A 23,850-nucleotide genomic window follows, 5' to 3' on the forward strand; every position below is an offset into this window, starting at 1 on the left:
GGCGTCCCCGGGGCGACTATATTGCGCCGGGCATGAATCCTCGTCGCCTGGTCTCGATTGCCGCCTGCGCCGCGCTCGCCGCAGGGTGCGCGGAGCGTCGCGCGCCACGTTCGGAGCTGCCACCGCTTTCCTTCCTGGTGTCGGCTGGCGACTCGACCTTCTGGGTCGAGCAGGCATCGTCGCGACTCACTGTTCGCCGCTCGCCCATGCTGCTGACGGAGGTGGCGGGGCGCTTCTACGAGTTGTACCTGACGGATGACGACCGGTCGTTCTACGACGCCGTCATCGTGGGCCAGCGCATCTTTCGCCGCGACCTCGCCAGCGGCGACTCGCTCCAGCTTTTCGAGGACGCCACCCTGGCGCGGCTGGCGGCCGACTATGCCGCGAGGCATCCCGGCGAGGCGCCGCTCGGCCCCGACGATGACGCCGCCGATGCGCCGTCGACCACCGCGACGACCGAGACCGAGTTGCTCGAGGCGACCGGACCGTACCTCACCATCGAGCAGCACGTGGACATCGACGTGCGCGGCGGCAGCGACCAGCACCTGACGCGGCGCGCCGTGCTCGACGTTCGCGATGGTCACGCCGTCTCCATCGCCGACCTGGTCGGCGCGCGCCAGGCGGCGGACATCAACCGTCAGGCGCAACGCGTGCTCGCCGCCACCCTGGATTCCGCGCGCCGCGCCGGCGACGAGCGCGCCCGTCGCGCCTCTGCCGCCCTCACCGGCTTTACCTTCGACTCGACGTCGTTTGCACTGGTCGACGACGACGGGGCCCCCGCCATCGCCTTTCTCGTCCCCGGGCGCGGGGCGCACGCGGGGGGCTACTCGCTCCCGCTCGCCCCGCTGCGCATCAGCGAAGGGCCGTGGTGGGCGCCGATTCGCGCCGGACTTCCTTCCCTCCGCGGCGAGGCGCTCACCTGGCGCGGCGACGCCTACGATGTGGTGGTGCGCGAGGACTCGGCCGGCGACTCGGTGCAGTTGGTCGTGCGCGCCGGACCTAACGAATGGCCGGTGGCACGCGTCCCGGCGCCGGTGCGGCGCGTGACGCGACTCGACCATCCGCCGGCGCCGGCAACCACGCGCGACGCCCTGCGGCGCGCCTTCAGCGAGTCGGCGCTGTACTCCGGCGAGTTGCGTACCGCGTCCGCGCCGCACCGCCCGCGAAACCCTGCGCCGGCAATCGCCCACTGGGCGGCGCAGCGATGATCCGCCAGCGCCGCCCGGGGAACGAATCGTCGTTGTCGCCGCGCCGCACCGCCGCCGCGGTCACTCCCGGTGGGGACACACGGCGCCCATCAGGCACGATCTGTCGGATCTGTGCGAGGATGCGGCGCCCCCGAGGTCGAATCTTCCCCTTGATGCCGGGGCGTTGTCCGGCGTTCTTGCATGCAGGGCTCGGCGTCCTCGAGTTCTCGCTTCCGTGGCCGGCTGATTGTCCCCTGTTCCTCCCCCTGCACGTCCCCCTGCATCGGCCCGCGCGAGTCTCGCCTACCGCTCCATCCCCCAACGGCTCCCGTTGCACCTGGAGAAGCTGATGACGAAGAAGTTCTCGCTCGACGAAGCCAACCGGATGTTGCCGCTGGTATCGCGCATCGTGCGCGATGTCATCGACCACTACCGCGAGTGGCAGCGCGTCGTCGAGGCGTTCGAGATCGCGGCCACGCTGAGCCGCTCGGAGAAGCCCACCCCCGAGGCCGAGGCGCTGCAGCACAAGGCGCAGGAGCTGGCGCGCGACATTCAGGGCTTCGTCGCGGAGCTCTCGAAGCTCGGGCTCGAGTTCAAGGGGTTCGAGTTGGGGCTCGTCGACTTCCCCGCCGACGTCGAGGGACGGCCGATCTTCTGGTGCTGGAAGCACGGCGAGACGGCAGTGACGCACTGGCACGACGTCGACGCCGGATTCAATGGACGACAGCCAGTCGAATCGCTCCTCGCTCCAGCCCACCAGGCGTGACGCCGGATCGACACTGCCGCCCCAACGCCATCACTCACTCTGCGCCCCACGATGAAGAACTTCCGCGCCTCCGACGGCACCAGCTGGAACGTCGCCGTGCAGCTTCCCAGTCATTCGAGCGCGATCGTCGTCTTCCAGAACGCGAACGGAAATTCGCAGCTCGATCGATACGCGATCCACAACGCGCACGATCCGCAGGTGAACGACCCTCGCGGGCGCCTCGACGGGAAGTCGGTCCTCGCGGGCCTTGGCGACCGGGACATCGCGCGCCTCTTCCGCCGCTCCGTCCCGGTCAACACGCAGTACCCGGCGTACATCGTTTCCTAACGAGTTGGCACGCCTCCGGTGTGGCGGCGGTTCCTAGCCGCCAGCGCCGCTCGCCTTCGGCACAACCTGCGCATCGCCCGCGTCGCGGAAGGGGACATCGATCTCCATCCCGTCGCGGGCGATCGTCGTTCGCGGGAAGACGCTGCGCGCCTCGCGCTCGAGGTCGGAGACGTCGCGCGTGTAGCGCGCCGACAGGTGCGTGAGGACGAGTCGCCGCACGCCGGCATCGCGGGCGAGCGTGGCGGCCTCGCGCGCCGTTGAATGCCCGGTCTCCACCGCCCGGTCACCTTCCTCGTCGCCAAAGGTGGACTCGTGCACCAGGAGGTCGGCGTCGGTCGCGGCAATGCGAGTGGCGTCACAGGGGCGCGTATCGCCGGTGATCACCACCCGGCGTCCGGGGCGCGTCTCGCCAACCAGGTCGCGGGCATGCACCACGCGTCCGTTGTCGAGGGTGATGGATTCGCCGCGGTGAATGCGTCCCCACAGCGGGCCCTCGGGAATTCCCATCTCGCGCGCCAGGTCGGGATTGAAGCGCCCGCGTCGCAGGTCCTCGACGAGCGCCCACCCGAGGGCGGCCGCGCCCCGGTGATCGGCTGCGAACGCCTGGATCTCATAGTCCTTGCGTCGCACCGACTCTCCGGGTGAGAGCTCGGCGATCTCCATGGGAAAGGAGAGTCGGTCGGCGCCGAGCGCTTCGCACTTCTTGAGCATGCGCGCGGCGCCGCGCGGTCCCCAACAGCGCAGCTTCTCGGTACGTCCCTGCAGCGCCATGGTGCGCAGCAGGCCGATGATGCCGAGATAGTGATCGGTGTGGAAGTGCGAGAAGAAGACGTCGCCGAAGTTGAAGGAGACGCCGTAGCGCATCATCTGGCGCTGCGTCCCTTCGCCGCAATCGAAGAGCAGCGTCTCGCCTTCACGTTCGAGGGCGATCGAGGAGACACCGCGCTCGACCGTGGGACGCGAGGCCGATGTGCCGAGGAAACGAAGAGAGAGGGGCATGTCGACGCGGAATATAGCGGCTGAGGCCGCTGTGACGTGGCGCCGAGATTGCTTAGGAGGCGGCCGGTCCGGGCGGTGTGCGCGCGTGAGAACGGTGACGGTCGGGCAACGTTAGGCCACCGGACTGACCGGACTGTGATGTAGCTCGCTGAGGTTGGCAGAGACGTTGGGCAACGTATCCAATGCGTCGCGCATGGAGCGGGCGCGACCGTACCTGGTCGAAGCGTGAGAACGGAACGCGCCGGAGCGCGTGTGTGATCTGCGTCTCACTCGATGGCTGCACCACCGTGTGTTCGATCCCACGGTCCTTGTGTCCGGGGACGCGAGGGGGCCAGCACCGGTACTGCCGAGTTTGCTTGAGTCGTCGGCGGGAACGATGCGAATCGTGGGAGTGATTGTTCGCTCTCGTGCGTTAGGAAGGAGGACGGGGAGCGGCGCTCCTGGTCCGACTTGCGATGCCGAGGTGCGAAGTACGCCGGCAGCCCGTGACGCGCACGGGTGGGCGGCACAGGTCGTATCGCTGGAAGGGAGGACACCATGAGCAACAAGAGCAAGCGAGGGTTCGCGTCGATGGACCCGGAGCGGCAGCGCGAGATTGCCAGCAAGGGAGGGCGTGCGGCGCACGCGAAAGGGACGGCGCACGAGTGGTCGCGCGACGAAGCGCGGACCGCCGGGCGCAAGGGCGGCGAAGTCGTCAGCCGCGACCGCGCGCACATGGCGGCGATCGGGCGTGAAGGGGGCGAAGCGCGCGGCCGGTCCACGGCGCGGGCGCGGATGCTTGGCTTCTCGGACCGTGAGTCGGCGGTGTCGCTGACGCGCGAAGGGATGCCGGGGCATGCGTCGCACGGCGACCGTGGTTTGGGCGGTTCGACGCAGGACGAGGTGACGCGTTAGGCCTGGAGGGGAAGTTCCGGCTGCGTGGTCGCCTGCGTCCCGGCGCCACCCAGCCAGCGGTGCACGTAGCGCACCGTGTCCCACTTCTCACGGGCTCGCTTGAGTGACATCGGGCGAATCACCCCCAGCACGGGGCGATCGTAGAAGGGGCGGTCGAACTTCCCGAAGCACCACTGGATACCGCCGTAGCTACTGGGGTCACGGCCGTCCAGACCGTACTTGTTGTTGAGGTGTACGAGCCACGCCAGCGCATCGGCGTAGTGCGCGGTCCACGACAGGACGCTCTTTCCCCAGAGCATGCGCACGACGTTATGCATCACGCCGGATTGCACGAGCTCGCGCTGGGCGGCATTCCACAATTCGTCATGCGTCGCGCCGCGCTCGAACGCCTCGAGCGTGTAGGTCGCCTCCCGCGTGTCGCCGGCGTGCCTGGCCATGGTCCGGTGCACCCACGCGGGCAGGCCCGCGAGCGTCCCGAAGTCCGGGTTGCGCAGGCAGAAGTTGAGCGACAGCTCGCGCCACGTGACCAGTTCGTCGACGAAGCGCGCCGCCTCCCCCGCGTTGGGCGAGGCGAGCGCGGCGCGCACCACCTCGGCAGCTGCAATCTGGCCGAAGTGCAGGTACGGCGAGAGCCGGCTCGATCCCTCCTCATCGGTGGGGTCGGACCGCCGCTCGCTGTATCGCGGCAGCGCGTCGTTGCAGAAGGCGGCCAGGCGGCGGCGCGCGGCGGCCAGTCCGCTGGGGAGCGCCACCGGCGGCACGGCATGGTCGATCTCGCAGCCCGCGATCGCCGCGCCGAGGTCGGCGGTGCCAAGGTCGAGCGCCGCCACCTGCAACGTGTCGCGCAACGACGCCGCGAGCGCCGCCGGCACCGCCAAGCGCGGGGCGCGCTCCTCCACCGGCTCCAGGGCAAGCGCCAGCAGCCGCTGCAGCTTGGGGCGGATGGTGCGCGCGGCGTACTCCTCCTTCCCGATTGCGCCTGACGGAACCACCGCGTGCGACTCGATCGCCACCACCCGGCAGTTGGCGCGCTGGGCAAACCGGTGCGTCCGCTCGGCGATCCCGCACGTGGGAAACCGGTCCGTCACGACCAGCGCCGCACGCGCCGCCAATCGGTCGACCACCCGCCGGTCGTCGTCGCGCCGCCGGCGCAGGACGAACTGGTAGTGCAGCCCCAGTCGCGCGGCGCGCGCCGAGAGTTCACGCGCGTTATGCAGGATGAAATGATGGATGCGGTCGTTCGCGTGCTCGTACGTCGGGTCGAGTCCCTGGTGGATGACCAGCGGCTTGTTGAGCCGGTCCGCCTCGAGGACAGCAAAGCGCAGCGCCCAGTTCTCCTCGAAACGGTGGGTGCTCTGCATCCAGTACAGGACGTAGTCTCCCTCGGGTTGCGTCCTCTTCTCGTTGACGCGCGTACCCCGGAGCGAGAGCTGGTCGCGGACGTACTGGCTGGTGAGCAGGTGCGGTTTGGAACTCACGCAGGCGTTCGGGATAAGTAGGAGAGTGACGGTTGCACCGGCCGCATGGCTTGGCGGGGAACGTCACTACACGGCGGTGACACGAGCGTGACCAGAAGGTGGCCGCGCGGTGATTGCGCCGTGTGAACAGTGCGTCAAGTTGTACTTGTTCCAGCGGTTAGCTTCGGTCGGCTTGACATCGAAAGGGAGGGGGCTAGGTTTACGACCAACGCCGGCCCCGCCCATGCGGGGCCGAGTCGTTACGCCGGAGTGCGACCGTCGTCCAATTGGTGGCGCTCAGGTATTCCGGGGCTGTAGCTCAGCTGGGAGAGCGCTGCAATCGCACTGCAGAGGTCAGGGGTTCGATCCCCCTCAGCTCCATAAAGACCGGCTCATGCCGGGGTTCGACTCAAGGCCCGCTCTGGCGGTCCGACAATTCAAGCGGTAGACCCAGCGCAGGGACAACTTGCCAGCCGTTGTCCGGTAGGACGTAGAGTTCCAATGGCAACGCGCTCGGCGACCCTGCCGGGCTCCACCGCAAACGGATGCAAGGCCGCCGATCACTCGGCGGCCTTTCTCGTTTCCGGGGGTTATGGCGAGAGTGACGGCTAGGGCGCCGCGGTGAGCGCCGCCACGTCGAGGCGCATTGCGGAGAACATCTCGTAAAGGAAGCGGTTCTCCTCGACCTCCGAACTCCCGGTGAAGTCGCCGAACGCGCTGGCGCCGAGCCCGCCCAGCCAGCGCATGATGGCGCTCTCGCGAACGGCGGTGCGAATCTGCCGCACGCTCATGGCCTGGTTACCGAGGTCGTCGCGAATGGCGAGGCGCAGCTCGCTCCCGCGCCCCTCGAAGGGGCGGCGGAGCGGGGAGCGGATCAGGCGTTCGGTGGCGAGAGGGAGGTCCCACTGCGGTTCTCGGCGGAACTGCATGGCCCAGGCGCGGGTGTGCTCGCCGCGCTCGATCGTGAAGTCGCCCACGAGGTCGTGGAATCCCACGCGGAAGATCATGAACCTGGCGGTGGCGTCGACCCGCAGCCGCAACGAGTCGGGCATGGGGCGCGGCTGACCGGCGAGCGAGACCAGCCGTCCGTCGCGCGCGCGCAGCCGGGTGGTCCACCGGCCGTCGCGAATGGCGAGGTCGGCGTACGTGGCGCCGGCGCGATCCGTCAACTGCAACCGTGCGCGGCTCTCCATCAGGTACTTGTCGAGGTACCTGGCAAACGATGGGTAGCGCCCGCGCAGCGAGTCGGGCGAGATCGTCACGTGCAGCGCGAACGACGTGGAGCCGTCGGCCAGCGCCGTGGTGCGTAGCGAGTCGATGGTGAAGAGCTGGCCGAGGTGTCGCGCCGTGCGCGCGAAGGTCGTGCGCGACTCCGCGAGGAGGGCAGAACTGGAGACGCCCTCGAAGGCGGTGAAGAGCGCGCCGATCGCGGCGCCGGCCTGCGGGGCACGCACGGGGCCGATCGCGTGGTCGACATGCGTGATCCACTCGTAGTCGTCGCTCCCGCGCGCACCGAGCCGCGTGAGCTGGAGAAAATGCCGCTCGTCTCCCACGCGATCAGGGTACGCGGCCGACTGCCGGGCAGTGAACTGGTACCCGCGCTCGGTCAGGGCGCCCTGCACGTACAGCGCGCGCACCGAATCCGGGGACATCGTGGACCAGATCGCGCTGTCGCTGAACAGGCGCGACGGGATGAGGGCGTAGCGCCCCATGCGCGTGCGGGCGATTCCGAACCTGGCGTCGCGCTGCGGGAGGTAGAACCGGAAGGCGAACGCGGCGAAGGCGTTGTCCGCGTTTCGTTTCGCGACCTCGAACGTATTGCCCCACGGGGGGACGGCTTCGCGGCACGCCGCAAGGGCAAGTGACGCGATGAGGAGAATCGGGCGGATGCGACGCACGAGCGGGGAGGGGGGTGTCGAGGGGTTGCCCGGCGTGTCGGCGCCCGGATATTTTCTCGTACGCGTTTCGTTCGTCGGAAGGTCCACACCGAACGGTGCCGCTCACGGCGCCTGTTTGGTGTCGCACTGCCCCTTGGTGTAACTGGCAACACGTCTGACTCTGGATCAGAAGAGTCCTGGTTCGAGCCCAGGAGGGGCAACTGTAAAGCCCGGTCGCATACCACGCGATCGGGCTTTTCGTTTGCCGGGAGACCAAAGTCGCGCGTCACCCGTCCAGCGCCTCGCGCACCCGCTGAACGAGAAGGTGCGGGGTGAACGGCTTCTGCAGGAAGGAGACACCCTCTCGCCGGAGTTCGTGCTCCCCGATGCGGTCCTTTGCATAGCCCGAGACGAAGAGGACGCGAAGCAATGGGAGTTGCTCGCGCAGTGCGTCGGCAAGGGCGGGTCCGCTCCAACCGGGCATGATCACGTCGGTCACGAGGAGGGCGAAGGGGAGCGCCGCCCGTCGCACGAGCGACAGCGCATCCTCGGCTGAGGCGGCGGCCTGCACGTGGTACCCGGCTTCGGTGAGTGCGCGCACGGTGAGGGACCGGACCGCCGGATCGTCCTCGGCGACCAGGATGCGCTCGGAGCCGCGCCGTTCGGGGCGGGGCGCGAGTTGCTCGGGCGATTCCGGCGCCGGGGCGGTGGCGCGCGGGAGGTAGATGCGGAATCGCGTCCCGATGCCGGGAGTGCTCTCCACGTCGACCATGCCGCCGGCCTGGCGCACGATCCCGTAAACCGTGGCGAGGCCGAGCCCAGTTCCCTCGCCCTGGCGCTTGGTGGTGTAGAACGGCTCGAAGAGGTGCGGGAGCGCCTCGGGAGGGATCCCCGATCCGGAATCGCTCACCGTGAGCAGGGCAAAAGGGCCGGCGACCACGCCCTGTCCCTCGATCAGGTGTTCGTCGGTGAGCACGACGTGCTCCGTTCCCAGCGTGAGGAGCCCGCCCTCCGGCATCGCGTCACGCGCGTTGACGGCGAGGTTGAGGATGACCTGCTCCAGCTGCGAGGGATCGATGTAGACGAGCCACGGCGTGGGATCGAGCTCGGTGGTGATCGCGATGTCCTCGCCCACCAGCCGCCGCAGCATGCGTTCGGATGCGGACACCGCGGCGTTGAGGTCCACGGCGCGGGGGGAGACCAGCTGGCGACGCGCGAAGGCCAGCAGTTGCGAGGTGAGCGCGCGTGCCCGCTCGGCCGCCAGGCGCACTTCACGCAGGTCGTCGGGCTTGATCGCCTCGCCGCGGGTCAGGTCACCTTCCAACAGTTGGGTGTATCCGAGGACGGCGGTGAGGATGTTGTTGAAGTCGTGCGCCACGCCCCCCGCCAGCCGCCCGATCGAGTCCAGCTTCTGCGACTGGCGCAACCGGGCCTCGAGGTCGCGCTGCTCGGTGACGTCGCGCAGGTTGGCCACCGTGCCCCGCACCGCGCGCACGTGCAACAGCGACCGGACCGTTCCCTCGAACTGCCGCCACTCGCCGCTGCGGTGGCGCGCACGGACGGCCAGTTGCGTGGACTCGCGCTTGCCTTCGCACACATCGCCCAGGCTCGTCCCTGACTGGGCGACGTCATCGGGATGCAGCAGGGCGACGAGTGAGAGGCCGACGGCTTCGCTGGCGGAGTAGCCCAGGATTGCGCCGACCGATGGGCTCGCGAAGCGGATGATGGCCGATCGATCGAGGGTGAGGACGAGGTCGAGTCCGTTCTCGATCAGGGCGCGAAAGCGTTCCTCGCTCTGGCGCAGCGCTTCCTGCGCCAGGCGACGATCGGTGATGTCGACAAACGAGGCGCTGATGCGCTCGTTCTCGCCACGCGCGTTGCGGACGACGGCGGCGGAGAGCGCGACGAGAAAGGTGGAGCCATCGGCGCGGAGCGCCGTCAACTCGCCCTGCCACGAACCCACGTCCAGCAACCGTGCAGTCACCTCCTCGGCCTCCTCGCGATGCAGCCAGAAGTCGCTGGCCTTGCGCCCCAGCGCCTCGCGCGGCGAGCCGAGGTGCCACATGCGCTGGAAGGCAGGATTCGTGTAGGCCAGGACGCCGTCGAGCGTGGCGATGGCGAGGCCGTTGAGCGACGCCTCGATGGCGGCGTCGCGGGTACGCAGCGCCTCCTCGCGCTCGCGCTGGTCGGTGACGTCGGCGATGGCGCCCACCGTGCGCGCCGCGCGCCGCCCTTTCCCGCTCCCCTCGAAGGTGGTGTGGGCGCGCGAGCGCACCCAGCGCACGCTGCCGTCGGGACGTACGACGCGATATTCCACGTCATAGTCGCCCGCACCGGCGGGGTCGTGCGCGCTGGCAATGGCCGACACGACCGCCGCACGATCGTCGGGGTGGATGCCGTGGACGATGGCGGAGAGGGTGATCGGTTGGTCGACCGTCCAGCCGCGCATCACGCGCAGGGCGGGCGAGTAATAGATCCGGTCGGTGCGGTGATCGTGCTCGAAGATCCCGATGCCGTAGGCGCGCACGGCCTCGGCCAGCCGTTCCTCGCTTTCGCGCAGTGCCCCGTCGGCCTGGCGGCGCGCGGTGATGTCGCGCGATACGGAGAGGACGGCGTCGATCGTGCCTTGGGCGTTGCGCAGCGGGACGGCGTTGCTCTCGACCCATCGGCGCGTGCCGTGTCGTCCGGCAAGCTCGAAGGTGAGCGTGGGCGAGTCGCCCCCAAGCACGCGTTGCAGCATGGCCGCGAACGCGGTGCGGTACTCGGGGCACACGACGTCGGCGAGCGGCGCGCGCTGCGCCGTGGCGAGGTCGGGGACCTCGAGCATGGCCAGACCGGCCGCGTTCATCTCCAGCAGCGTTCCGTCAGGCGCAATGACCATCACGCACTCGAGCGTGGCCTCGAGGATGGCGCGCAGCCGGCTGGCGTTGGCGTGCGACTCGGCGTCGCGGCGCGCGCGCTCGGTGACCTGGCGGACGATGGCGAGTCGGCGGTGCCCGGAAAGCGGGATGATCTGCGCCTCGTAGACGCGCATCCCGTCGGCCATGGGGAGCGAGTACTGGACGCGCGCGGAGCCCAGTGTTTCGGCGTCGCGTAGCGCGGCGTCGATCGCGCCGGTCGACTCGGGGGGGAACAAGTCGCGGATCCGGCGCCCGAGGAATTGCTCGGGGGGGAGGAAGAGGTCCTCGGGGGTGCCGGCGCGGTAATCGTGAATCTCCCCGTCCCCCGACAGGAGGAAGAGGAATCCGTCGATGGCCGGAAGGATCTCGCCGAGGTTCAGAGCCTCCAGCGCCGGCGATTCATGCGCGCCGTTCGCGCCGCCCGTACCCATGCCCATTGCTCCAGTGAAACGAGGTGCGACGGAGAACCTCGTCGCTGATACCCCCGAGTGCAATGCCGGGGCCGTGGCGCGGGGGGCGGGGGCACGCAGATTGCCAAATGGTGTGCCGGCGGCTATCCTCCAACGAGCGATACGCGCGCCCTGGCGCGCGGACAAGTTCCGACGGTTCAGGGGCCTGCCAATGCGAGCGGGCCCTTTGTTGTTGGCGCCGGCCGCGGGGTGGACCAGACGCGAGGCCGGCCGCTGAACGGTGGGAGCGGGAAGACGACGCCTGGCGCAGCGCTGGTTCGTCACGCGTCCACTCGCGCCTCACTCCAGCACTAGAGGTACCATCGATGGCGAAGGAAGAGATGATCGAGCTCGAGGGGGCAGTGAAGGAAGTCCTGCCCAGCGCCATGTTCCGGGTCGATCTCGAGAACGGACACCAGCTGCTGGCCACGACGGCGGGGAAGATGCGCAAGTTCCGCATCCGCATCCTCGCGGGCGACCGCGTCACCGTGGAGGTGTCGCCGTACGACCTGACCCGCGGCCGCATCACCTTCCGTCACAAGTAAGGAGCCTCGTATGACGATCCCCGACCGCATCACCCCCCGCTGGATTGCCGGGCTGACGAACGAGGAGCTGCAGGCGGCGGAATTGCAGCTGCACGACACGTACGCGGAAGAGGAATCGACGGAGAAGCGGCGCGCGGGGGGAGCCTTCAGCCTGCTGCGTGGTCCCGACTCGCTCACGCAGGCGTGGCTGCGCTGGAGCATGGTGTGCAACGCGACGCGCGATCGCGGGCTGCGGACCTCGGCGCGCAACGCACCTCCCGCCTAGGACGCGCCGCCCCGCCTAACGCCAGCGCCGTGGCGCGAGCGCGTGTGGACGAGTCGGCGCGCGTACCGCGCGCCGGCCGGGCGCGGCGGGCCGGCTGATCCCGAACGTCTTCGTTTCCTTCCTCGATGAAGCCCTGCGATTGTCGCGAGCGGCACGAGCCGCGTCGTGTGGTGCTGACCGGTGGTCCGGGTGCGGGGAAGACCGCCGTGCTCGAGTTGATCCGCCTCTTCTTCTGCGTGCACGTGAAGACGCTGCGCGAGGCTGCCGGGATCGTCTTTGGCGGCGGCTTTCCGCGAAACCAGCAGTGGGAGCTGCGGCAGGCGGGGCAGATGGCGATCTACCATGTGCAGCGCGCGCTGGAGCTGACGGGCGACCTGGAGAATGCGGCTGTCGTGCTCTGCGATCGTGGTACCGTCGACGGGGGGGCGTACTGGCAGGGGCCGGGCTCGCTGTGGGAGGCGGTGGGGACCACGCAGGCGGCGGAGATTGCGCGCTACCACGCGGTGATCCACTTGCGCACCCCGACGTCGCCCGACGCCTACGGGCACGAGAATCCGTTGCGCATCGAGTCTCTCGACGAGGCGGCGGCAATCGACGCGCGCATCGCCGAGTCGTGGTCGTTGCACCCGCGGCGCTATTTCGTGGATGCGACCCCCGACTTCCTCACCAAGGCAGCACAGGCACTCGCCCTCCTGCGCGACGAAGTTCCGCCGTGTTGCCGGCATCATGTGAAGCCCTTCCTCTGGTCCACGTGGCCGGGGGAGGTGGAACCGCACGGTCCCTAAGCATGCGCACCATGTCGGCGTGCGGCGCGCGCGGTGCGTTGCGGCGTGGCCTTCGATGCCGGCTGGCCGTCGGCCTCGTGGCCCTGGTCTCTGCCGTCAGCTGCACGACGCCCGCCCGACCCGCGCCGGCCTTGGCCGGTGCGCCGGCGTCGGCGCAGTCGCCGTCACCGTCGCTGCCCACGCTGCACCATGTCGGGCTCAACTCGGTCGACCCGGAGCGGGCGATCGCCTGGTACCTGGCGCTCTGGCCCTCGGCCAGGCGCACCGAGGTGGCGGGGGTGCCATCGGTGCAGGCGGAGATGCTGCTCATGTTCCATCGTATCGCGCGCCAGGCGCCGGGAGCGTGGCGCCACGACCTGCATCGTCCCGAGGAGCAGTCACCGTTCTGGCACATTGGCGCCTTCGTGAACACCACGACGCTTCTCGAGCGTCTGGCGGGAACAGAGGTCGCGCCACTCCCGCTCTGGATCTCGCCGACGGACACCGTGGGGACGTGGCGGTCGGGGCTCGCCCCCTACGCGGGGACGCTGACGGCGGCGCAGCTGGCCACGGCGGCGGCGGCCCCTCCGCGCGATGGCGGCTTTGCCTATGTGGTTGCGCCTGACGGTGTCCTCTTCGAGCTCACGGGCGGCCCCGGGACGCGCGAGGCGCTGGCGCACGTGCACTTCCTCCACGAGCAACCGCTCTGCGCCGCCAACTGGTACGTGGCGCACCTGGGCTTTGCCCTCCCGCCGGTGCGCGACAGCAGCGGCGTCGAGCACGCGCGAGCGCCGCACGAGCCGTGCGCCGTGCCTAACGGCGAGGCGGGGTGGCCATCGCTGGAGCGCGTGGGGACGATTCGGCAGCCGGCGGCGACGGTGCGCTATGGCAATGGCAGCATGGGGTGGTACCCGCGCCAGTGCACGGGGACGCGCTGCGGCGGCGAGCGGCGGCTCGTGCGTTCGCGCGGGCAGGTGCTGGACCACGTCGCTTTCGGCATCCGCGACTTCGACGCTCGGTACGCCACCCTGGTGCGCGACGGCGTGACGATCCTCGAGCGGCCGCATCGTCTTGGCACCACCCGCGCCTTCATGCTCGAGGACCCGGACGGACTGGCGATCGAGCTGGTCGAGATTCCCTAAGGGTTGGGAGCCGGAGCGCGCGTCATGACGGCGCGCTGGCGCCCCTCGACGCGATAGCTCCGCACGGTGGCGCCCCCTTCGCTGTTGGCCCCCTCGCCGCGTGTGGTCGTTGTCGGCGTGGCGCTCCACCACGTGATGTCGTGCGTCAGGGTGTCGGCGCGCAGTGTGTACCGGCTCTCCAGGACGCGACCGCCGACCTCGAAGACGCTCATCAGCGAGCCCGCAATGAACGTCTCCTCGAGCAGGAGACCGTTCCCCTCGTCGGTGGCATAGTGGCCGCGAACCGAGTCGCGCACGAGCAGTCGGTAGGCCCTCACCCCGCGCACCGTGTCGGCGTTGAAGACGGTGCGCCATTGAAAGCCCTGGCCCGCCGCCTCGCGCGCAATCTCGAGCGTGATGGGAAGAGAATTGCGAACGCTGTCCGGCGGCGCGTAGGTGGTGAGCGTTCCGGTCCAGCGACCCAGCCATCCGCCAGGGAATGACGGGGTGCCTTGCGCCACGAGCTGTCGCGTCGGGACTATCGACGCGGCAAGGAGGAGCGCACACAAGAGCGCCAGCGGGGGCGCGAGCATTCGGGACGGCAGTGGAGCATCGGGCACGGTGGCGACCTCCTGCGCGAGTTGCGCCAAAGCTACGACGCGCAACCGCCGGCGTGGAGCGTCGACACGCCGGACGGGGTACATGGCAGGGGGAGTGCACGATGCACCGCCATCATGCGAGATTCCATTCCGACGTTTCGCACGCGCCCCGTCGCGCTTTTTTGCGATCCGTCCCCCTCACTCAGTCCATGCCGATGCAACGACTCCGTGTGCGCGTGAGCGCGCTCTCGTCCCTCCTCCTCGTCCTTTCCGCGTTCGCCAGCGTCCTGCCGGTGCGTGTGCTCGATGCGCAACAAGCCGAGAAGAACACCGCCAGGAAGTCGACCGGCAAGGGGGCGACGAGCAAGCGAAGCGCAAGCAAGCGAAGCGCAGGCAAGCGCACCACAGCGAAGCCCAAGGCAGCCGCCGCCAGGAGCGGCGGCGATACCACCAGGAAGCGCACGAGCGCCGGCACGCTGGGGCGCGTTGCGGGTGACCGTCACCTTGCCTTCCGCGGGATGGGGAGCGACCTCGATTCGCTCTGGCCACCCAAGATGCCCGCCCCGCTTCCGGGTTCGATCCTCCCCGCCAGGCGCATCATCGCCTTCTACGGCAACCCGCTGTCGCGCCGCATGGGAATCCTCGGCGAGTTCGACCCGCCGGAGATGCTCCGGAAGCTGGACGCCGAGGTGGCGGAGTGGAACCGACTCGATCCCGAGCACCCGGTCCAGCCGGCGTTGCACCTGATCAGCGTCGTGGCACAGGGCGCGGCCGGAAGCGACGGGAAGTACCGCGCCCGCATGGACAGCGCGATGGTCGAGAAGGTCTACGGCTGGGCCAGGAGCCGCAACGCGATTCTCTTCCTCGACGTGCAGGTGGGGCTGTCGACGCTACAGGCCGAGCTCCCGCTGCTCGAGCGATTCCTCAAGCGTCCCGACGTCCACCTGGGGATCGACCCCGAGTTCTCGATGAAGAACGGCGGCAAGCCGGGAAAGCGGATCGGGACATACGATGCCAGCGACATCAACTACGCGTCGCGCTTCCTGGCCGGGCTCGTGGACAAGTACCAGTTGCCGCCCAAGCTCCTCATCGTGCACCGCTTCACGCAGAAGGGCGTCACCAACGCGCGCGACATCCGCCTCGACCCCAAGGTGCAAGTGGTGATGCACATGGACGGCTTCGGGGCGCCGTGGCTCAAGCGGGATTCGTTCTACGCCTACGTGAAGCGGGAGCCGGTGCAGTTTGCCGGGTGGAAGCAGTTCACCAAGTCGCGGAACGACTCGCCGCCGACGAGCAAGCCGGAGATCCTTCGCCTGTGGCCGGTGCCGCTGTACATCCAGTATCAGTAGACGTCATCATACGAACGGTCGCCGGCGCGCCGGCGACCAGCGCCGGCCGGGAACCGTCGGCCATCCGCAACTTGCCCTGAAGCGCTCGGGGGCGACCGTCGTCGCGACGCGATGGGAATGACCCGCTCGAAGAAGGCGAGCGGGATGTCGTGGAAGCGATGCCGCGCCACGCAGCGATAGCCGCATCGCAGGTAGAAGTCGCCGGCGCCCGCTGCGTCGTGGTAGGTGTCGAGCCGCAGGCTGTCGCCCGGCCAGTCGATGGCCTCGCGATAGGCGGCGTCGACCAGCAGCCGTCCGATTCCCTGTCGTTGGGCATTAGGGGCCACGGCAACATCGACCACGTAGAGCGGGCGTCGCACGGGCGTGAAGTCGGCGATCCGGATCGATCGCGGCCGTTGCCCCTGGAGGCGCAACGTGCCCACGACGCCCGAGCCGGCACGCGCCACGAGCGTCAGCGGAGTCACGAGCGACTCGGCGACCGTGCCGTCGGCGATGCGCATGGACCATGGGCCACCGCCGAACACCTGCGTGAGGAACTCCGCGGCCCGTGTGCGCACGCCGGCAATGGCGGCGGCGTCTGCCAGCGTGGCCTGCTCGATCTCGATCCTCATCGCCTCGTGCCTCCGCTCGGGGGAGGTGCGCTCCCTTCAATGACGGACACGATGGCTGGGCGGCGTGGCGCCGCCGAGCGGCAGAGCCCCGGCAGGAGACTCGGGGAAAACCGCGCGCGAGACGATGGTTCCCTGATGGGCGCGGCGCGCGCCGCGACAACGAAAGGTCCACGGCGCCGGCGCGCGCGCCGGTCAGTCCAGGTCGTTAGGCGCGGACGGCGGTTGGATTGACGCGATTCGCGCGCGCGCATCGCGGCGTGCCCCACGCTCGCGCGCCTTGCGCGCCTCCTCCTCGCGCGTGCGTGGGGCGGCGCTGGTCTGCAACGACGCGATGAGGCGCACGGCCGCCTCGTTCACCTCATCCACGGCGCGCTGGAAGGCGGCCTCGTTCACGCGCGATGGATGCGTGGTCCCGCTCAGCTTGCGCACGAACTGCAGCGCCGACGCGCGGATCTCGAGCGGCGTGGCCGGCGGTTCGAAGTTGGCCAGCGTGCGAATGTTGCGGCACATCGCGTGATTGCTCCCGTGCGCAGGTGGCGTCAGCGCCTGCCGCCAATGCGAATCGCAGCGCCCGTGTACAGCGCAAACACGCCGTTCTTGGCCGACTGCCTGACGTTGGAGAGGTCGAAGTCGGCAACGGACGAGACACCGAAGGAATAGCGCATGCCGCCGGTGAGGACGACCGGCCCCAGGTCGAAGTCGATGCCGCCGCCGAGAAGGCCGCCCACGTCGACCGTCTTGGTGCTCACCCCTGGTATGTCATCGCAGCTCCCCGACGTCCCCTTCACCTTGCAGTCGATCTTGAAGCCCACATACGGCCCGGCGTAGGCATGCGGGTGAACGGTCCCCTCCGTCATGGGCTGGAAGCGCAGCATGATCGGGACCTCGATGTAGTCCAGCTGCAATCCCTCGGCGGTGCTGTTGCTCCCCTTGGCCCCCTTGCTCACGAAGAGGAGCTCCGTCTGCAGCGTGAAGACCGATCCCGAGCTGACATTGGAGAGGCCGCCGATGAGCCCCGTGCGCGAATCGAGGCCGTCGATCCCGCGCAGCGTGGAGAAGGTGGCGCCGACGATGGCGCCGAAGTGGCCGCCCTGCGCCCGCGCGATGGCGGGGGTGGCGAGGGCGAGGGTCGCGGCAACGACGCCAGCGAGGAGCGTGCGCGCGCGGGGCGAACGAGGCGGTGTGTGGGTCATGACTATTGGGCTTTCACGCGCCCGCGCGCCTTTTGCACGATCTCCCTAACTTCGCGCAGCAGCGTGGGGCCGTGGTAGGTGAATCCGTCCCGGATGGTCCACTCGACGCCGCCAGTGCGCACGATCTTCCCGTCCCGCACGGCGTCGGTGCCGGTCGGGTAGAGTACCTTCAGGTTCTCCAGCGGGTTCCCGTTCACGATGATCAGGTCGGCAAGCCACCCCGGCCGTACGCGCCCGAAGTCGTTCTCCTTTCCCAGCACCTTGGCGCCGTTGCTCGTGGCCTGCTGGATGATCTTGAGCGCGGGGAAGCCTGCCTCCTGGTGCAACTCGAGCGAGCGCACAAAACCCCAGCCATACATCTGGTAGATGAAGCCCGCGTCGTCACCGACGGCGATGGTCCCGCCCAGGCGGTCAAAGTCGCGCAGCGCACGGAACCAGATCTGGTAGTTCTCCTTCCAGAACGCCTCGTCGATCGATGTCCACCCGATGAAGTACGACCCGTGGTTGAGCGGGTTGGGCTTGAAGTACTCTTCGAGCGTGGGATGGAGATAGTCGGCGTACCACGGCGTGGTCTGTGCACGCTGCAGGTCGCGCGAGGCTTCGTAGATGTTGAGCGTGGGCACCCACGCCACGTTGGCCTTCACCATCCCGTCCAGCACCTCCTTCAGCTTTCCCTGGTCGGCCTCACGCCACAGGCGCCCTGCATAACGAAAGCGATGCACCTCGTCCGAGTAATTGAACTCGGGCGGGAACGACTGCACCCCGTCGGGAATGGCGGCATCGGGAATCCCGTACCAGTGCTCGATGCTGGTGGTCCCGAAGCGGATGTCGTCCCATGCATTGGTCTCCTCGACGGCCGAGTGATGGGCCACGCGCAGCCCGACCTTGTGTGCCTCGTCGAGCATTGCCTCCATCACGTCGCGCTTGGTACCGAGGATCTTGATGCCGTCCGCTCCCATGGTCTTGAGCGCTTGCACCTTGGCGCGCGCCTCGGCGGGCGTGTTGGGAACGGGGGGCATGTTGAACATCGGATAGTGGAAGATGCGCGGCCCTTCCATCTGCCCGGCGTTGATGCGGTCGCGCATCGGGATCGTCTTGCGCGAATCGCTGCCCACATCGCGCACGCTGGTGATGCCCGAGGCGAGCCAGATCTTGAGTTCGTACTCCTGTTCCTGCGGCGTCCCGCCGCGCTCGTCCTGCACGTGCGCGTGCGTGTTCACGAAACCGGGGAGCACGTACTTCCCCTTGGCATCGATCTCCACGCCGCCCGCCGGACGGTTGTTGCGCGCACCGATCGCGTTCTGGATCGCGTCACCACCAGACGGCACGATCTGCGAGATGCGGTTGTTGTCAATGACGATGTCGTAGGGGCCCGAGGCGGGCGTCCCCATGCCGTCGATCACGAGCGCGTTGCGGATGATGAGTCGCGCAGCGCGCTTGCCGTGCAACGCGGAGACCTGTGGATTGCCAGCGGCCACCGTCTGCGCGCTGGCGCGCGTTGCGGTGAAGAGGGTCGTGAGCGCGAGTGCGGCGCGGAGGGCGACTGAGTCGAGGCGCATGGATCGGATGGAGTGGTGTGGCGTGGGCGCCGTAACCTCCATCCGGAGCGCCCACCTCGCAAGCCGACGACCGGTGCGGCGCGCCCTCGTCAGGCAGGGGGAGCGCGCACTACGCACTCACGCCGGCACCACGCGCGCGGTGGCGTAGATCAACCCGGTCCCCGGCTCCGGAAAGGCGCGCCAGTGCAGTCGGACATAACGTCCGTCGGCGCGACGATAGCGATTGGTGAAGGCGAGCGTGGTGGTGCCGTCGCCCAGGCGCGCGACTTCGGCGACCGTGGCGTCGCGATCGTCGGGATGGACGAAGTTGGTGAACGGTTGCGAGCACAAGTCGGCGGCGCTGAAGCCCAGGGCGCGCTCGAACGCGGGGTTCACGACGATGAACTGCGCATCGGTGCCGGCCAGGCACATGAGATCGATGCCGTAGATGAAGAAGCGCTCGAAATCGACCGTCGGGTGCTCGCCCGTGGCCGCGAGGACGATGCTGACACCGCACGCCGGGCAGTAGTTGGCTTCGGCGGGGAGTGCATGCTGGCACCTGGGACATTGGTCTGGCATCTCGACCTCGCGCAGGGTGAAGCGATTCCTAACCTCCTGTCGCGTCAGGCACGGCGCAAGGCGGGAGGGCGGGGAGAGACGTGATCGTGATGCGCCTGCGTGTATCGTCCGGCCGTCCCGACGCGCCTGCGCGAGGAAACCCGGAGGCGGCGACGGGGCATGCGAACCGTGTCAGAGCGAGTCGCTTCCCTTGAGGAGGCGCATGAAGAAGCCGATGGAGGCGGCGAAGTCGCTCGCCGACACGCGTTCGTTCACGCCGTGGACGCGCGCGCGGTCTCCCTCGCCTAACGGGATGGGGAGGAAGCGATAGACGCGGTCGCTGTGCGGCCCCCACCACTTGGCGTCGGTCCCGCCCATCACCAGGTAGGGGATCACCGGGACGCTCGTACCGGGGACCATCCCCGCGATGGCCCGCGACACCAGCGCGTAGGCGGGATCGCGCGTGGACGACACCGGCGACGGATCGACGCCGACCGAATCCAGGCGTTCCACGCGTACGGCGCTGTCGGCAATGACCTGCCGTACGCGCGCGGTGACCGTCGCGATCGTCTCGCCGGGGCGGATGCGGAAGTTCACCACCGCACTCGCCTCGGGCGGGAGGACGTTGTCCTTCACGCCGGCGCTGAGCATGGTGGGGGAGACGGTGGTGTGCAGGAGCGCGGCCCCCATGGGGTTGGAGGTCAGGAGGCGCGTGAGGATTGGCGCGGTGATCCACAGGTTGCTGCTGACGAGGCGCGCGCCGAACGGCTGGTAGGGGGCCATGGCCTCGATCATCCCGCGCGTGGGGCCGTCGAGCGACGACGGGAAGGGTTCGCCTTCGAGGCGCGCGATGGCGCGGCTGAGCGCCCCTACCGCGGTGCGCGGTCCCGGCATGGACGAATGTCCGCCCTCCGCGACTGCCGTCAGCCGCAAGGAGACGTATCCCTTCTCGGCGATGCCGACGATGGCCACGCGCTGCGGGATGCCGGGAATCATCCCCGCCCCCATGAAGCCCCCCTCGTCGACGACGAGCGCCGGCTTCACGCCGCGGGCCACGAGCGTCGACACGATGGCGCGGGCGCCGAACATCCCGCCCACCTCCTCGTCATGCCCGAAGGTGAGGTAGATGGTTCGCCTGGGGGTGAAGCCGGCGCGCAGCAGCCCTTCCACCGCCTCCATCACGGCAATCACCGTCGACTTGTCGTCGAGCGTCCCGCGCCCCCACACGTACCCGCCGGCCGTGTCGCCCGAGAACGGCGCGTGCTGCCATTCCTTCAGGTTGGGTTCGGGGACCGGGACCACGTCGAAGTGCCCCATCAACACCACCGGGGCCAAGGTCGTGTCGCTCCCTTTCCATGTGTAGAGCAACGAGAGTCCCCCGACCACCTCTCGCGACAGCGTGGCGTGCACGAGCGGGAAGCGTTGCACGAGGAACTGGTGCACGCCGAGGAAGGCGGCGGTGTCGATGGGCCCACCCGAGGCGAGGGAGACGGTGGGGAAGCGGACCGCCTCCGCCAGATGCAACGCGGCGGCCGCCGTGTCGATGGGCGGGATGGCGATGGCCGCGGCGTCGACCGCGGCGCTCGGGGCGGTGCGGGCGGCGTTCACCGCCATGATCGCCAGGAGGAGGGCGACGGCGCCGACGACGAGGATCAGGAGACGTTTCATTGCGAGGGCCGGAGAGTCGTGCGGCAAACATGGTCCGGCGGCGCGCGTTTCGGCAGAGACCGTTCGGAGCATGGCGCGGCGCGCCGCTCGCGTGGGGGACTCCCGGGCGCTATCCTCTCCAGCGTCGCGCGGCGCCGCTCCACCCCGCGCGACGGCTGCCATCGGCGTCGCCGGTCACCAGACACACGAGTCGGGTGCGGCGCGTCGCGCAGAGCCTGCCGTGCCCCCGGCATCGGTTCGCCCCTCCATCGCAACCCACTCGCCGAGGTACCCCTCATGCGCCGTCGATCCGCACATGGCCCCACACCCCGGGCGGCTGTCAACGCCCCCCTTGTCGCCGTCTCCGTTGCGCTGACGCTGGTCAGCGGGGGGTGCGCCGTGCAGCGCTCCTCATCCACCTACTCCGCCGGCTCCACCGCCGCCGCATCGAGCAGCGCCGGCGGAGCCGCCGCATCGAGCAGCGCCGGCGGAGCGGCGGTGATGGACGATCACAGCGCGCACATGAGCGCCGCCGACCGGGCGGCTCCCTCGGGCGTTGCGGCTGGCGCCTCGCAGCAGGGGATCGCGGGGCTGCCGCCCAGCGCCCGGACGGCGGCGGCACGCCTGGCGGCGACGCCGCGCCACGGCGAGTGGGTGAAGATCGCGTGGGAGAGCGGCTCGAGCGATTCGCTCATGGCGTGGATCGTCTATCCCAAGTCGTCGGCCAAGGCACCAGTGGTCGTCGTGGTGCACGAGATCTTTGGACTTTCGACCTGGGTGCGTGGCGTGGCCGACCAGGCGGCGGCCGATGGCTTCATCGCCATTGCGCCGGACTTCCTGTCGCGCGTGCGCGGGGGGCCGAGTTCGATCGAACTACCGGCCGACACCGCGCGCCGACTGATTGCGGGGGTGGATGCGGCGGAGCGCAACCGCGCCATCGTTGCGGCGGCGAACTATGCGATGATGCAGCCGGCGGCGGTCGCGAAGTATGCCGTCTTCGGCTACTGCTGGGGGGGACAGACAACCTTCATGCACGCCGTGCACGGCGGCGTGAAGGGGTTCGTGGGCGGTGTGGCGTACTACGGCCTCCCCTACATGACCGGTGGATCACCGGCCACGGCGACCGCCGCCGCGGTGCCGGCGTCGGTCAACGCCGACTCCATCGCGAAGATCAAGGTGCCCATGGTCCTGCTCAACGGTTCCAAGGATGCCCGCATCGCGGCCGCGATGCCGCAGCTCGACTCGATCATGAAGGCCAAGGGAAAGACCTATATCGGCGTGAACTACGAGGGGGCGGTGCATGGCTTCCTTCGCGCGCAGGACGATCCCAAGGCGCAGCGCGACGAGGCGGAGGAGGCGGCGAACCTCGCGGCCACGAAGGACGCGTGGCCCCGCACCCTGGCCTTCCTGCGCCAGCACCTCGGCGTGAAGTGAGGCGCGCCATGCGCGCCGGCATCACGCATTCAGCAGTTACACAAGGCTCACATCGTTAGCCCCGGAGAGATCGATGGTTCGTCAGGCATTATCGTCCGCACTGCTGGCGTGCGTTGCAGCTGCTGCCCTCCCGGCCCAGGGAACGGTTTACAAGTCGGCGCTGCACGACTTCACCGTGGTCACCGTGGCGCCCGGACTGGTGCAGCCGTGGGGGATCGCCTTTGTCCCTGGCGGCGACATCCTCATCACCGAGCGCCCGGGGCGGCTGCGCATCGTGCGCAAGGGAAAGCTCCTCGACACACCGGTGGACGGCGTTCCCACCGTGGCCACGCGCGGACAGGCCGGCCTGCTCGACGTCGCCGTGCACCCGGACTTCGCCAACAACCACTACGTCTACCTCACCTATTCCAAGCCGGTGGACGATAGCGGGAAGACGACCACCGCGGTGGCGCGCGCCAGGTTCGAGCACGACAAGCTCGTGGGTCTCACCGACATCTTCGTCGCCAGGACGGTGGGGACGGTCGGGCACTTCGGCTCGCGCCTCGCCTTCGATGGCAAGGGGCACCTCTTCGTGACCGTCGGCGATCGCATGGTGCCGCCCACGGGGAACCTCGAGGCGCATCCGGCACAGGATCTCTCGAACCATCACGGCAAGGTGCTGCGCCTCAACGACGACGGGAGCGTGCCGAACGACAACCCGTTCGTCGGCCGCGCGGGGGCACAGCCGGAGATCTACAGCTACGGTCACCGCAACATGCAGGGGCTCATCGTGAACGCGGCCACCGGCGACCTGTGGGAGACCGAACATGGGCCGCAGGGGGGCGATGAACTCAACCTCATCAAGCCCGGGACTAACTATGGCTGGCCGGTGATCGGCTTTGGCGTCAACTATCGCACCGGGCTCGCCATCCATGGCGGGACCACGCGCGAGGGGATGGAGCAGCCGGTGTCGGTGTGGGTGCCGTCGATTGGAGCCTCGGGGCTGATGCTCTACACGGGCGACAAGTTCCCGGCGTGGAAGGGGATGCTCTTTGCCGGCGGCTTGTCCGGCGAGCGCGTGACGCGCTTCACGCTCGATGGGCAGAAGGCCGACATGGCGGAGCATCCGGTGCGCGGGCTCGGGCGCATCCGCGACGTGCGTCAGGGACCCGACGGCTTCATCTACCTGGCGATCGACGATGCCACGGGCAAGCCAACGAGCGTCGTGCGCCTGGAGCCCGTCGCGCGCCGCTGACGACAGTCAGGCACCAATTCCCGCCAACATCGCCCCGCATGCACCGCCGCGACTTTCTCGCCACCTCGGCCATCGCCACGCTCGGCGCTGGCGCCACGCACGTCACCGGCGGCGCACTCGACGCGTTCGCCACGAC

The 23,850-nt window shown here is 69.2% G+C and carries 22 protein-coding genes and 2 tRNA genes; 13 read left to right on the forward strand and 11 right to left on the reverse strand.

What is annotated here, in order from left to right; genetic code table 11:
- Positions 1 to 32: 32 nt before the first annotated feature.
- From IT359_15010 to IT359_15020, 3 genes are all read left to right on the forward strand, one after another.
- Positions 33 to 1,208 carry a hypothetical protein gene (locus IT359_15010; protein MCC6930294.1) on the forward strand — a complete coding sequence of 392 codons (1,176 nt, stop codon included), beginning with the start codon at positions 33 to 35 and terminating at the stop codon, positions 1,206 to 1,208.
- 328 nt (positions 1,209 to 1,536) lie between these two features.
- Positions 1,537 to 1,953 carry a DUF2203 domain-containing protein gene (locus IT359_15015; protein ID MCC6930295.1) on the forward strand — a complete coding sequence of 139 codons (417 nt, stop codon included), beginning with the start codon at positions 1,537 to 1,539 and terminating at the stop codon, positions 1,951 to 1,953.
- 51 nt (positions 1,954 to 2,004) lie between these two features.
- On the forward strand, positions 2,005 to 2,280 hold the full coding sequence (locus tag IT359_15020; GenBank protein ID MCC6930296.1) for a hypothetical protein: 276 nt from the start codon (positions 2,005 to 2,007) through the stop codon (positions 2,278 to 2,280).
- A 33-nt stretch (positions 2,281 to 2,313) separates the two neighbouring features.
- On the opposite strand, the gene rnz is transcribed toward IT359_15020, so the two are convergent.
- Positions 2,314 to 3,279, reverse strand: coding sequence for a ribonuclease Z (gene rnz, locus IT359_15025; protein ID MCC6930297.1), 966 nt, complete (start codon positions 3,277 to 3,279; stop codon positions 2,314 to 2,316).
- A gap of 537 nt (positions 3,280 to 3,816) precedes the next feature.
- Here rnz and IT359_15030 point away from each other — a divergent pair.
- Entirely contained in the window at positions 3,817 to 4,173 is a 357-nt protein-coding gene (locus IT359_15030; GenBank protein ID MCC6930298.1) for a hypothetical protein, read from the forward strand.
- On the opposite strand, the gene IT359_15035 is transcribed toward IT359_15030, so the two are convergent.
- Entirely contained in the window at positions 4,170 to 5,651 is a 1,482-nt protein-coding gene (locus tag IT359_15035) for a deoxyribodipyrimidine photo-lyase (GenBank protein ID MCC6930299.1), read from the reverse strand. The two genes, IT359_15030 and IT359_15035, sit on opposite strands and share 4 nt — an antisense overlap.
- 287 nt (positions 5,652 to 5,938) lie before the next feature.
- On the opposite strand from IT359_15035, the gene IT359_15040 reads away from it, so the two are divergent.
- Positions 5,939 to 6,011 (forward strand) — tRNA-Ala (locus IT359_15040).
- Positions 6,012 to 6,238: 227 nt separating this feature from the next.
- On the opposite strand, the gene IT359_15045 is transcribed toward IT359_15040, so the two are convergent.
- On the reverse strand, positions 6,239 to 7,528 hold the full coding sequence (locus IT359_15045; GenBank protein MCC6930300.1) for a hypothetical protein: 1,290 nt from the start codon (positions 7,526 to 7,528) through the stop codon (positions 6,239 to 6,241).
- Between the two features lie 127 nt (positions 7,529 to 7,655).
- On the opposite strand from IT359_15045, the gene IT359_15050 reads away from it, so the two are divergent.
- Positions 7,656 to 7,728, forward strand: a tRNA-Gln gene (locus tag IT359_15050).
- Positions 7,729 to 7,793: 65 nt separating this feature from the next.
- On the opposite strand, the gene IT359_15055 is transcribed toward IT359_15050, so the two are convergent.
- Positions 7,794 to 10,838 (reverse strand): PAS domain S-box protein, encoded by a 3,045-nt coding sequence (locus tag IT359_15055; GenBank protein MCC6930301.1) that lies wholly within the window; start codon positions 10,836 to 10,838, stop codon positions 7,794 to 7,796.
- Positions 10,839 to 11,182: 344 nt separating this feature from the next.
- Between IT359_15055 and infA the strand changes: the two genes are divergently transcribed.
- The 4 genes from infA (at position 11,183) to IT359_15075 (ending at position 13,572) form a co-directional block, all read left to right on the forward strand.
- On the forward strand, positions 11,183 to 11,401 hold the full coding sequence (infA, locus tag IT359_15060) for a translation initiation factor IF-1 (protein MCC6930302.1): 219 nt from the start codon (positions 11,183 to 11,185) through the stop codon (positions 11,399 to 11,401).
- Between the two features lie 10 nt (positions 11,402 to 11,411).
- A complete protein-coding gene (locus tag IT359_15065) occupies positions 11,412 to 11,666 on the forward strand; it encodes a hypothetical protein (GenBank protein MCC6930303.1) in 255 nt (84 codons plus the stop codon).
- 125 nt (positions 11,667 to 11,791) lie between these two features.
- The gene (locus tag IT359_15070; protein MCC6930304.1) at positions 11,792 to 12,451 is read left to right on the forward strand and encodes an ATP-binding protein; all 660 of its coding nucleotides are present in this window, start codon (positions 11,792 to 11,794) and stop codon (positions 12,449 to 12,451) included.
- A gap of 2 nt (positions 12,452 to 12,453) precedes the next feature.
- Positions 12,454 to 13,572 (forward strand): VOC family protein, encoded by a 1,119-nt coding sequence (locus IT359_15075; protein MCC6930305.1) that lies wholly within the window; start codon positions 12,454 to 12,456, stop codon positions 13,570 to 13,572.
- Here the strand turns inward: IT359_15075 and IT359_15080 are convergent.
- The gene (locus tag IT359_15080; protein ID MCC6930306.1) at positions 13,569 to 14,144 is read right to left on the reverse strand and encodes a hypothetical protein; all 576 of its coding nucleotides are present in this window, start codon (positions 14,142 to 14,144) and stop codon (positions 13,569 to 13,571) included. The two genes, IT359_15075 and IT359_15080, sit on opposite strands and share 4 nt — an antisense overlap.
- Before the next feature lie 221 nt (positions 14,145 to 14,365).
- Here IT359_15080 and IT359_15085 point away from each other — a divergent pair, with 221 nt between their 5' ends.
- On the forward strand, positions 14,366 to 15,499 hold the full coding sequence (locus IT359_15085) for a hypothetical protein (GenBank protein MCC6930307.1): 1,134 nt from the start codon (positions 14,366 to 14,368) through the stop codon (positions 15,497 to 15,499).
- Here IT359_15085 and IT359_15090 read toward each other — a convergent pair.
- The 6 genes from IT359_15090 to IT359_15115 form a co-directional block, all read right to left on the reverse strand.
- A complete protein-coding gene (locus IT359_15090; protein MCC6930308.1) occupies positions 15,493 to 16,110 on the reverse strand; it encodes a GNAT family N-acetyltransferase in 618 nt (205 codons plus the stop codon). The genes IT359_15085 and IT359_15090 overlap by 7 nt on opposite strands.
- 192 nt (positions 16,111 to 16,302) lie before the next feature.
- Positions 16,303 to 16,620, reverse strand: coding sequence for a DUF2277 domain-containing protein (locus IT359_15095; protein MCC6930309.1), 318 nt, complete (start codon positions 16,618 to 16,620; stop codon positions 16,303 to 16,305).
- A gap of 29 nt (positions 16,621 to 16,649) precedes the next feature.
- Positions 16,650 to 17,303 carry an outer membrane beta-barrel protein gene (locus tag IT359_15100; GenBank protein ID MCC6930310.1) on the reverse strand — a complete coding sequence of 218 codons (654 nt, stop codon included), beginning with the start codon at positions 17,301 to 17,303 and terminating at the stop codon, positions 16,650 to 16,652.
- Positions 17,304 to 17,305: 2 nt separating this feature from the next.
- Positions 17,306 to 18,904 (reverse strand): amidohydrolase family protein, encoded by a 1,599-nt coding sequence (locus IT359_15105; GenBank protein ID MCC6930311.1) that lies wholly within the window; start codon positions 18,902 to 18,904, stop codon positions 17,306 to 17,308.
- Positions 18,905 to 18,979: 75 nt separating this feature from the next.
- Complete coding sequence (locus tag IT359_15110; protein ID MCC6930312.1) at positions 18,980 to 19,420, reverse strand: PAS domain-containing protein; 441 nt, start codon at positions 19,418 to 19,420, stop codon at positions 18,980 to 18,982.
- Positions 19,421 to 19,591: 171 nt separating this feature from the next.
- A complete protein-coding gene (locus IT359_15115) occupies positions 19,592 to 21,067 on the reverse strand; it encodes a M20 family peptidase (protein ID MCC6930313.1) in 1,476 nt (491 codons plus the stop codon).
- A 276-nt stretch (positions 21,068 to 21,343) separates the two neighbouring features.
- Here IT359_15115 and IT359_15120 point away from each other — a divergent pair, with 276 nt between their 5' ends.
- Positions 21,344 to 22,480, forward strand: coding sequence for a dienelactone hydrolase family protein (locus IT359_15120; GenBank protein ID MCC6930314.1), 1,137 nt, complete (start codon positions 21,344 to 21,346; stop codon positions 22,478 to 22,480).
- A gap of 73 nt (positions 22,481 to 22,553) precedes the next feature.
- Entirely contained in the window at positions 22,554 to 23,714 is a 1,161-nt protein-coding gene (locus IT359_15125) for a PQQ-dependent sugar dehydrogenase (protein MCC6930315.1), read from the forward strand.
- Positions 23,715 to 23,850: the final 136 nt, after the last annotated feature.

It is taken from the genome of Gemmatimonadaceae bacterium (assembly GCA_020852815.1).
Lineage (GTDB): Bacteria > Gemmatimonadota > Gemmatimonadetes > Gemmatimonadales > Gemmatimonadaceae > SCN-70-22.

What these genes read in the sequence shown, in the direction of transcription:
- IT359_15010 (MCC6930294.1), top strand. Translation starts at nt 33, where the DNA reads ATGAATCCTCGTCGCCTGGTCTCGATTGCCGCCTGCGCCGCGCTCGCC.
- IT359_15015 (MCC6930295.1), top strand. Translation starts at nt 1,537, where the DNA reads ATGACGAAGAAGTTCTCGCTCGACGAAGCCAACCGGATGTTGCCGCTG.
- IT359_15020 (MCC6930296.1), top strand. Translation starts at nt 2,005, where the DNA reads ATGAAGAACTTCCGCGCCTCCGACGGCACCAGCTGGAACGTCGCCGTG.
- rnz (MCC6930297.1), bottom strand. Translation starts at nt 3,279, where the DNA reads ATGCCCCTCTCTCTTCGTTTCCTCGGCACATCGGCCTCGCGTCCCACG.
- IT359_15030 (MCC6930298.1), top strand. Translation starts at nt 3,817, where the DNA reads ATGAGCAACAAGAGCAAGCGAGGGTTCGCGTCGATGGACCCGGAGCGG.
- IT359_15055 (MCC6930301.1), bottom strand. Translation starts at nt 10,838, where the DNA reads ATGGGTACGGGCGGCGCGAACGGCGCGCATGAATCGCCGGCGCTGGAG.
- infA (MCC6930302.1), top strand. Translation starts at nt 11,183, where the DNA reads ATGGCGAAGGAAGAGATGATCGAGCTCGAGGGGGCAGTGAAGGAAGTC.
- IT359_15065 (MCC6930303.1), top strand. Translation starts at nt 11,412, where the DNA reads ATGACGATCCCCGACCGCATCACCCCCCGCTGGATTGCCGGGCTGACG.
- IT359_15070 (MCC6930304.1), top strand. Translation starts at nt 11,792, where the DNA reads ATGAAGCCCTGCGATTGTCGCGAGCGGCACGAGCCGCGTCGTGTGGTG.
- IT359_15075 (MCC6930305.1), top strand. Translation starts at nt 12,454, where the DNA reads ATGCGCACCATGTCGGCGTGCGGCGCGCGCGGTGCGTTGCGGCGTGGC.
- IT359_15080 (MCC6930306.1), bottom strand. Translation starts at nt 14,144, where the DNA reads ATGCTCGCGCCCCCGCTGGCGCTCTTGTGTGCGCTCCTCCTTGCCGCG.
- IT359_15085 (MCC6930307.1), top strand. Translation starts at nt 14,366, where the DNA reads ATGCAACGACTCCGTGTGCGCGTGAGCGCGCTCTCGTCCCTCCTCCTC.
- IT359_15090 (MCC6930308.1), bottom strand. Translation starts at nt 16,110, where the DNA reads ATGAGGATCGAGATCGAGCAGGCCACGCTGGCAGACGCCGCCGCCATT.
- IT359_15095 (MCC6930309.1), bottom strand. Translation starts at nt 16,620, where the DNA reads ATGTGCCGCAACATTCGCACGCTGGCCAACTTCGAACCGCCGGCCACG.
- IT359_15100 (MCC6930310.1), bottom strand. Translation starts at nt 17,303, where the DNA reads ATGACCCACACACCGCCTCGTTCGCCCCGCGCGCGCACGCTCCTCGCT.
- IT359_15105 (MCC6930311.1), bottom strand. Translation starts at nt 18,904, where the DNA reads ATGGAGGTTACGGCGCCCACGCCACACCACTCCATCCGATCCATGCGC.
- IT359_15110 (MCC6930312.1), bottom strand. Translation starts at nt 19,420, where the DNA reads ATGCCAGACCAATGTCCCAGGTGCCAGCATGCACTCCCCGCCGAAGCC.
- IT359_15115 (MCC6930313.1), bottom strand. Translation starts at nt 21,067, where the DNA reads ATGAAACGTCTCCTGATCCTCGTCGTCGGCGCCGTCGCCCTCCTCCTG.
- IT359_15120 (MCC6930314.1), top strand. Translation starts at nt 21,344, where the DNA reads ATGCGCCGTCGATCCGCACATGGCCCCACACCCCGGGCGGCTGTCAAC.
- IT359_15125 (MCC6930315.1), top strand. Translation starts at nt 22,554, where the DNA reads ATGGTTCGTCAGGCATTATCGTCCGCACTGCTGGCGTGCGTTGCAGCT.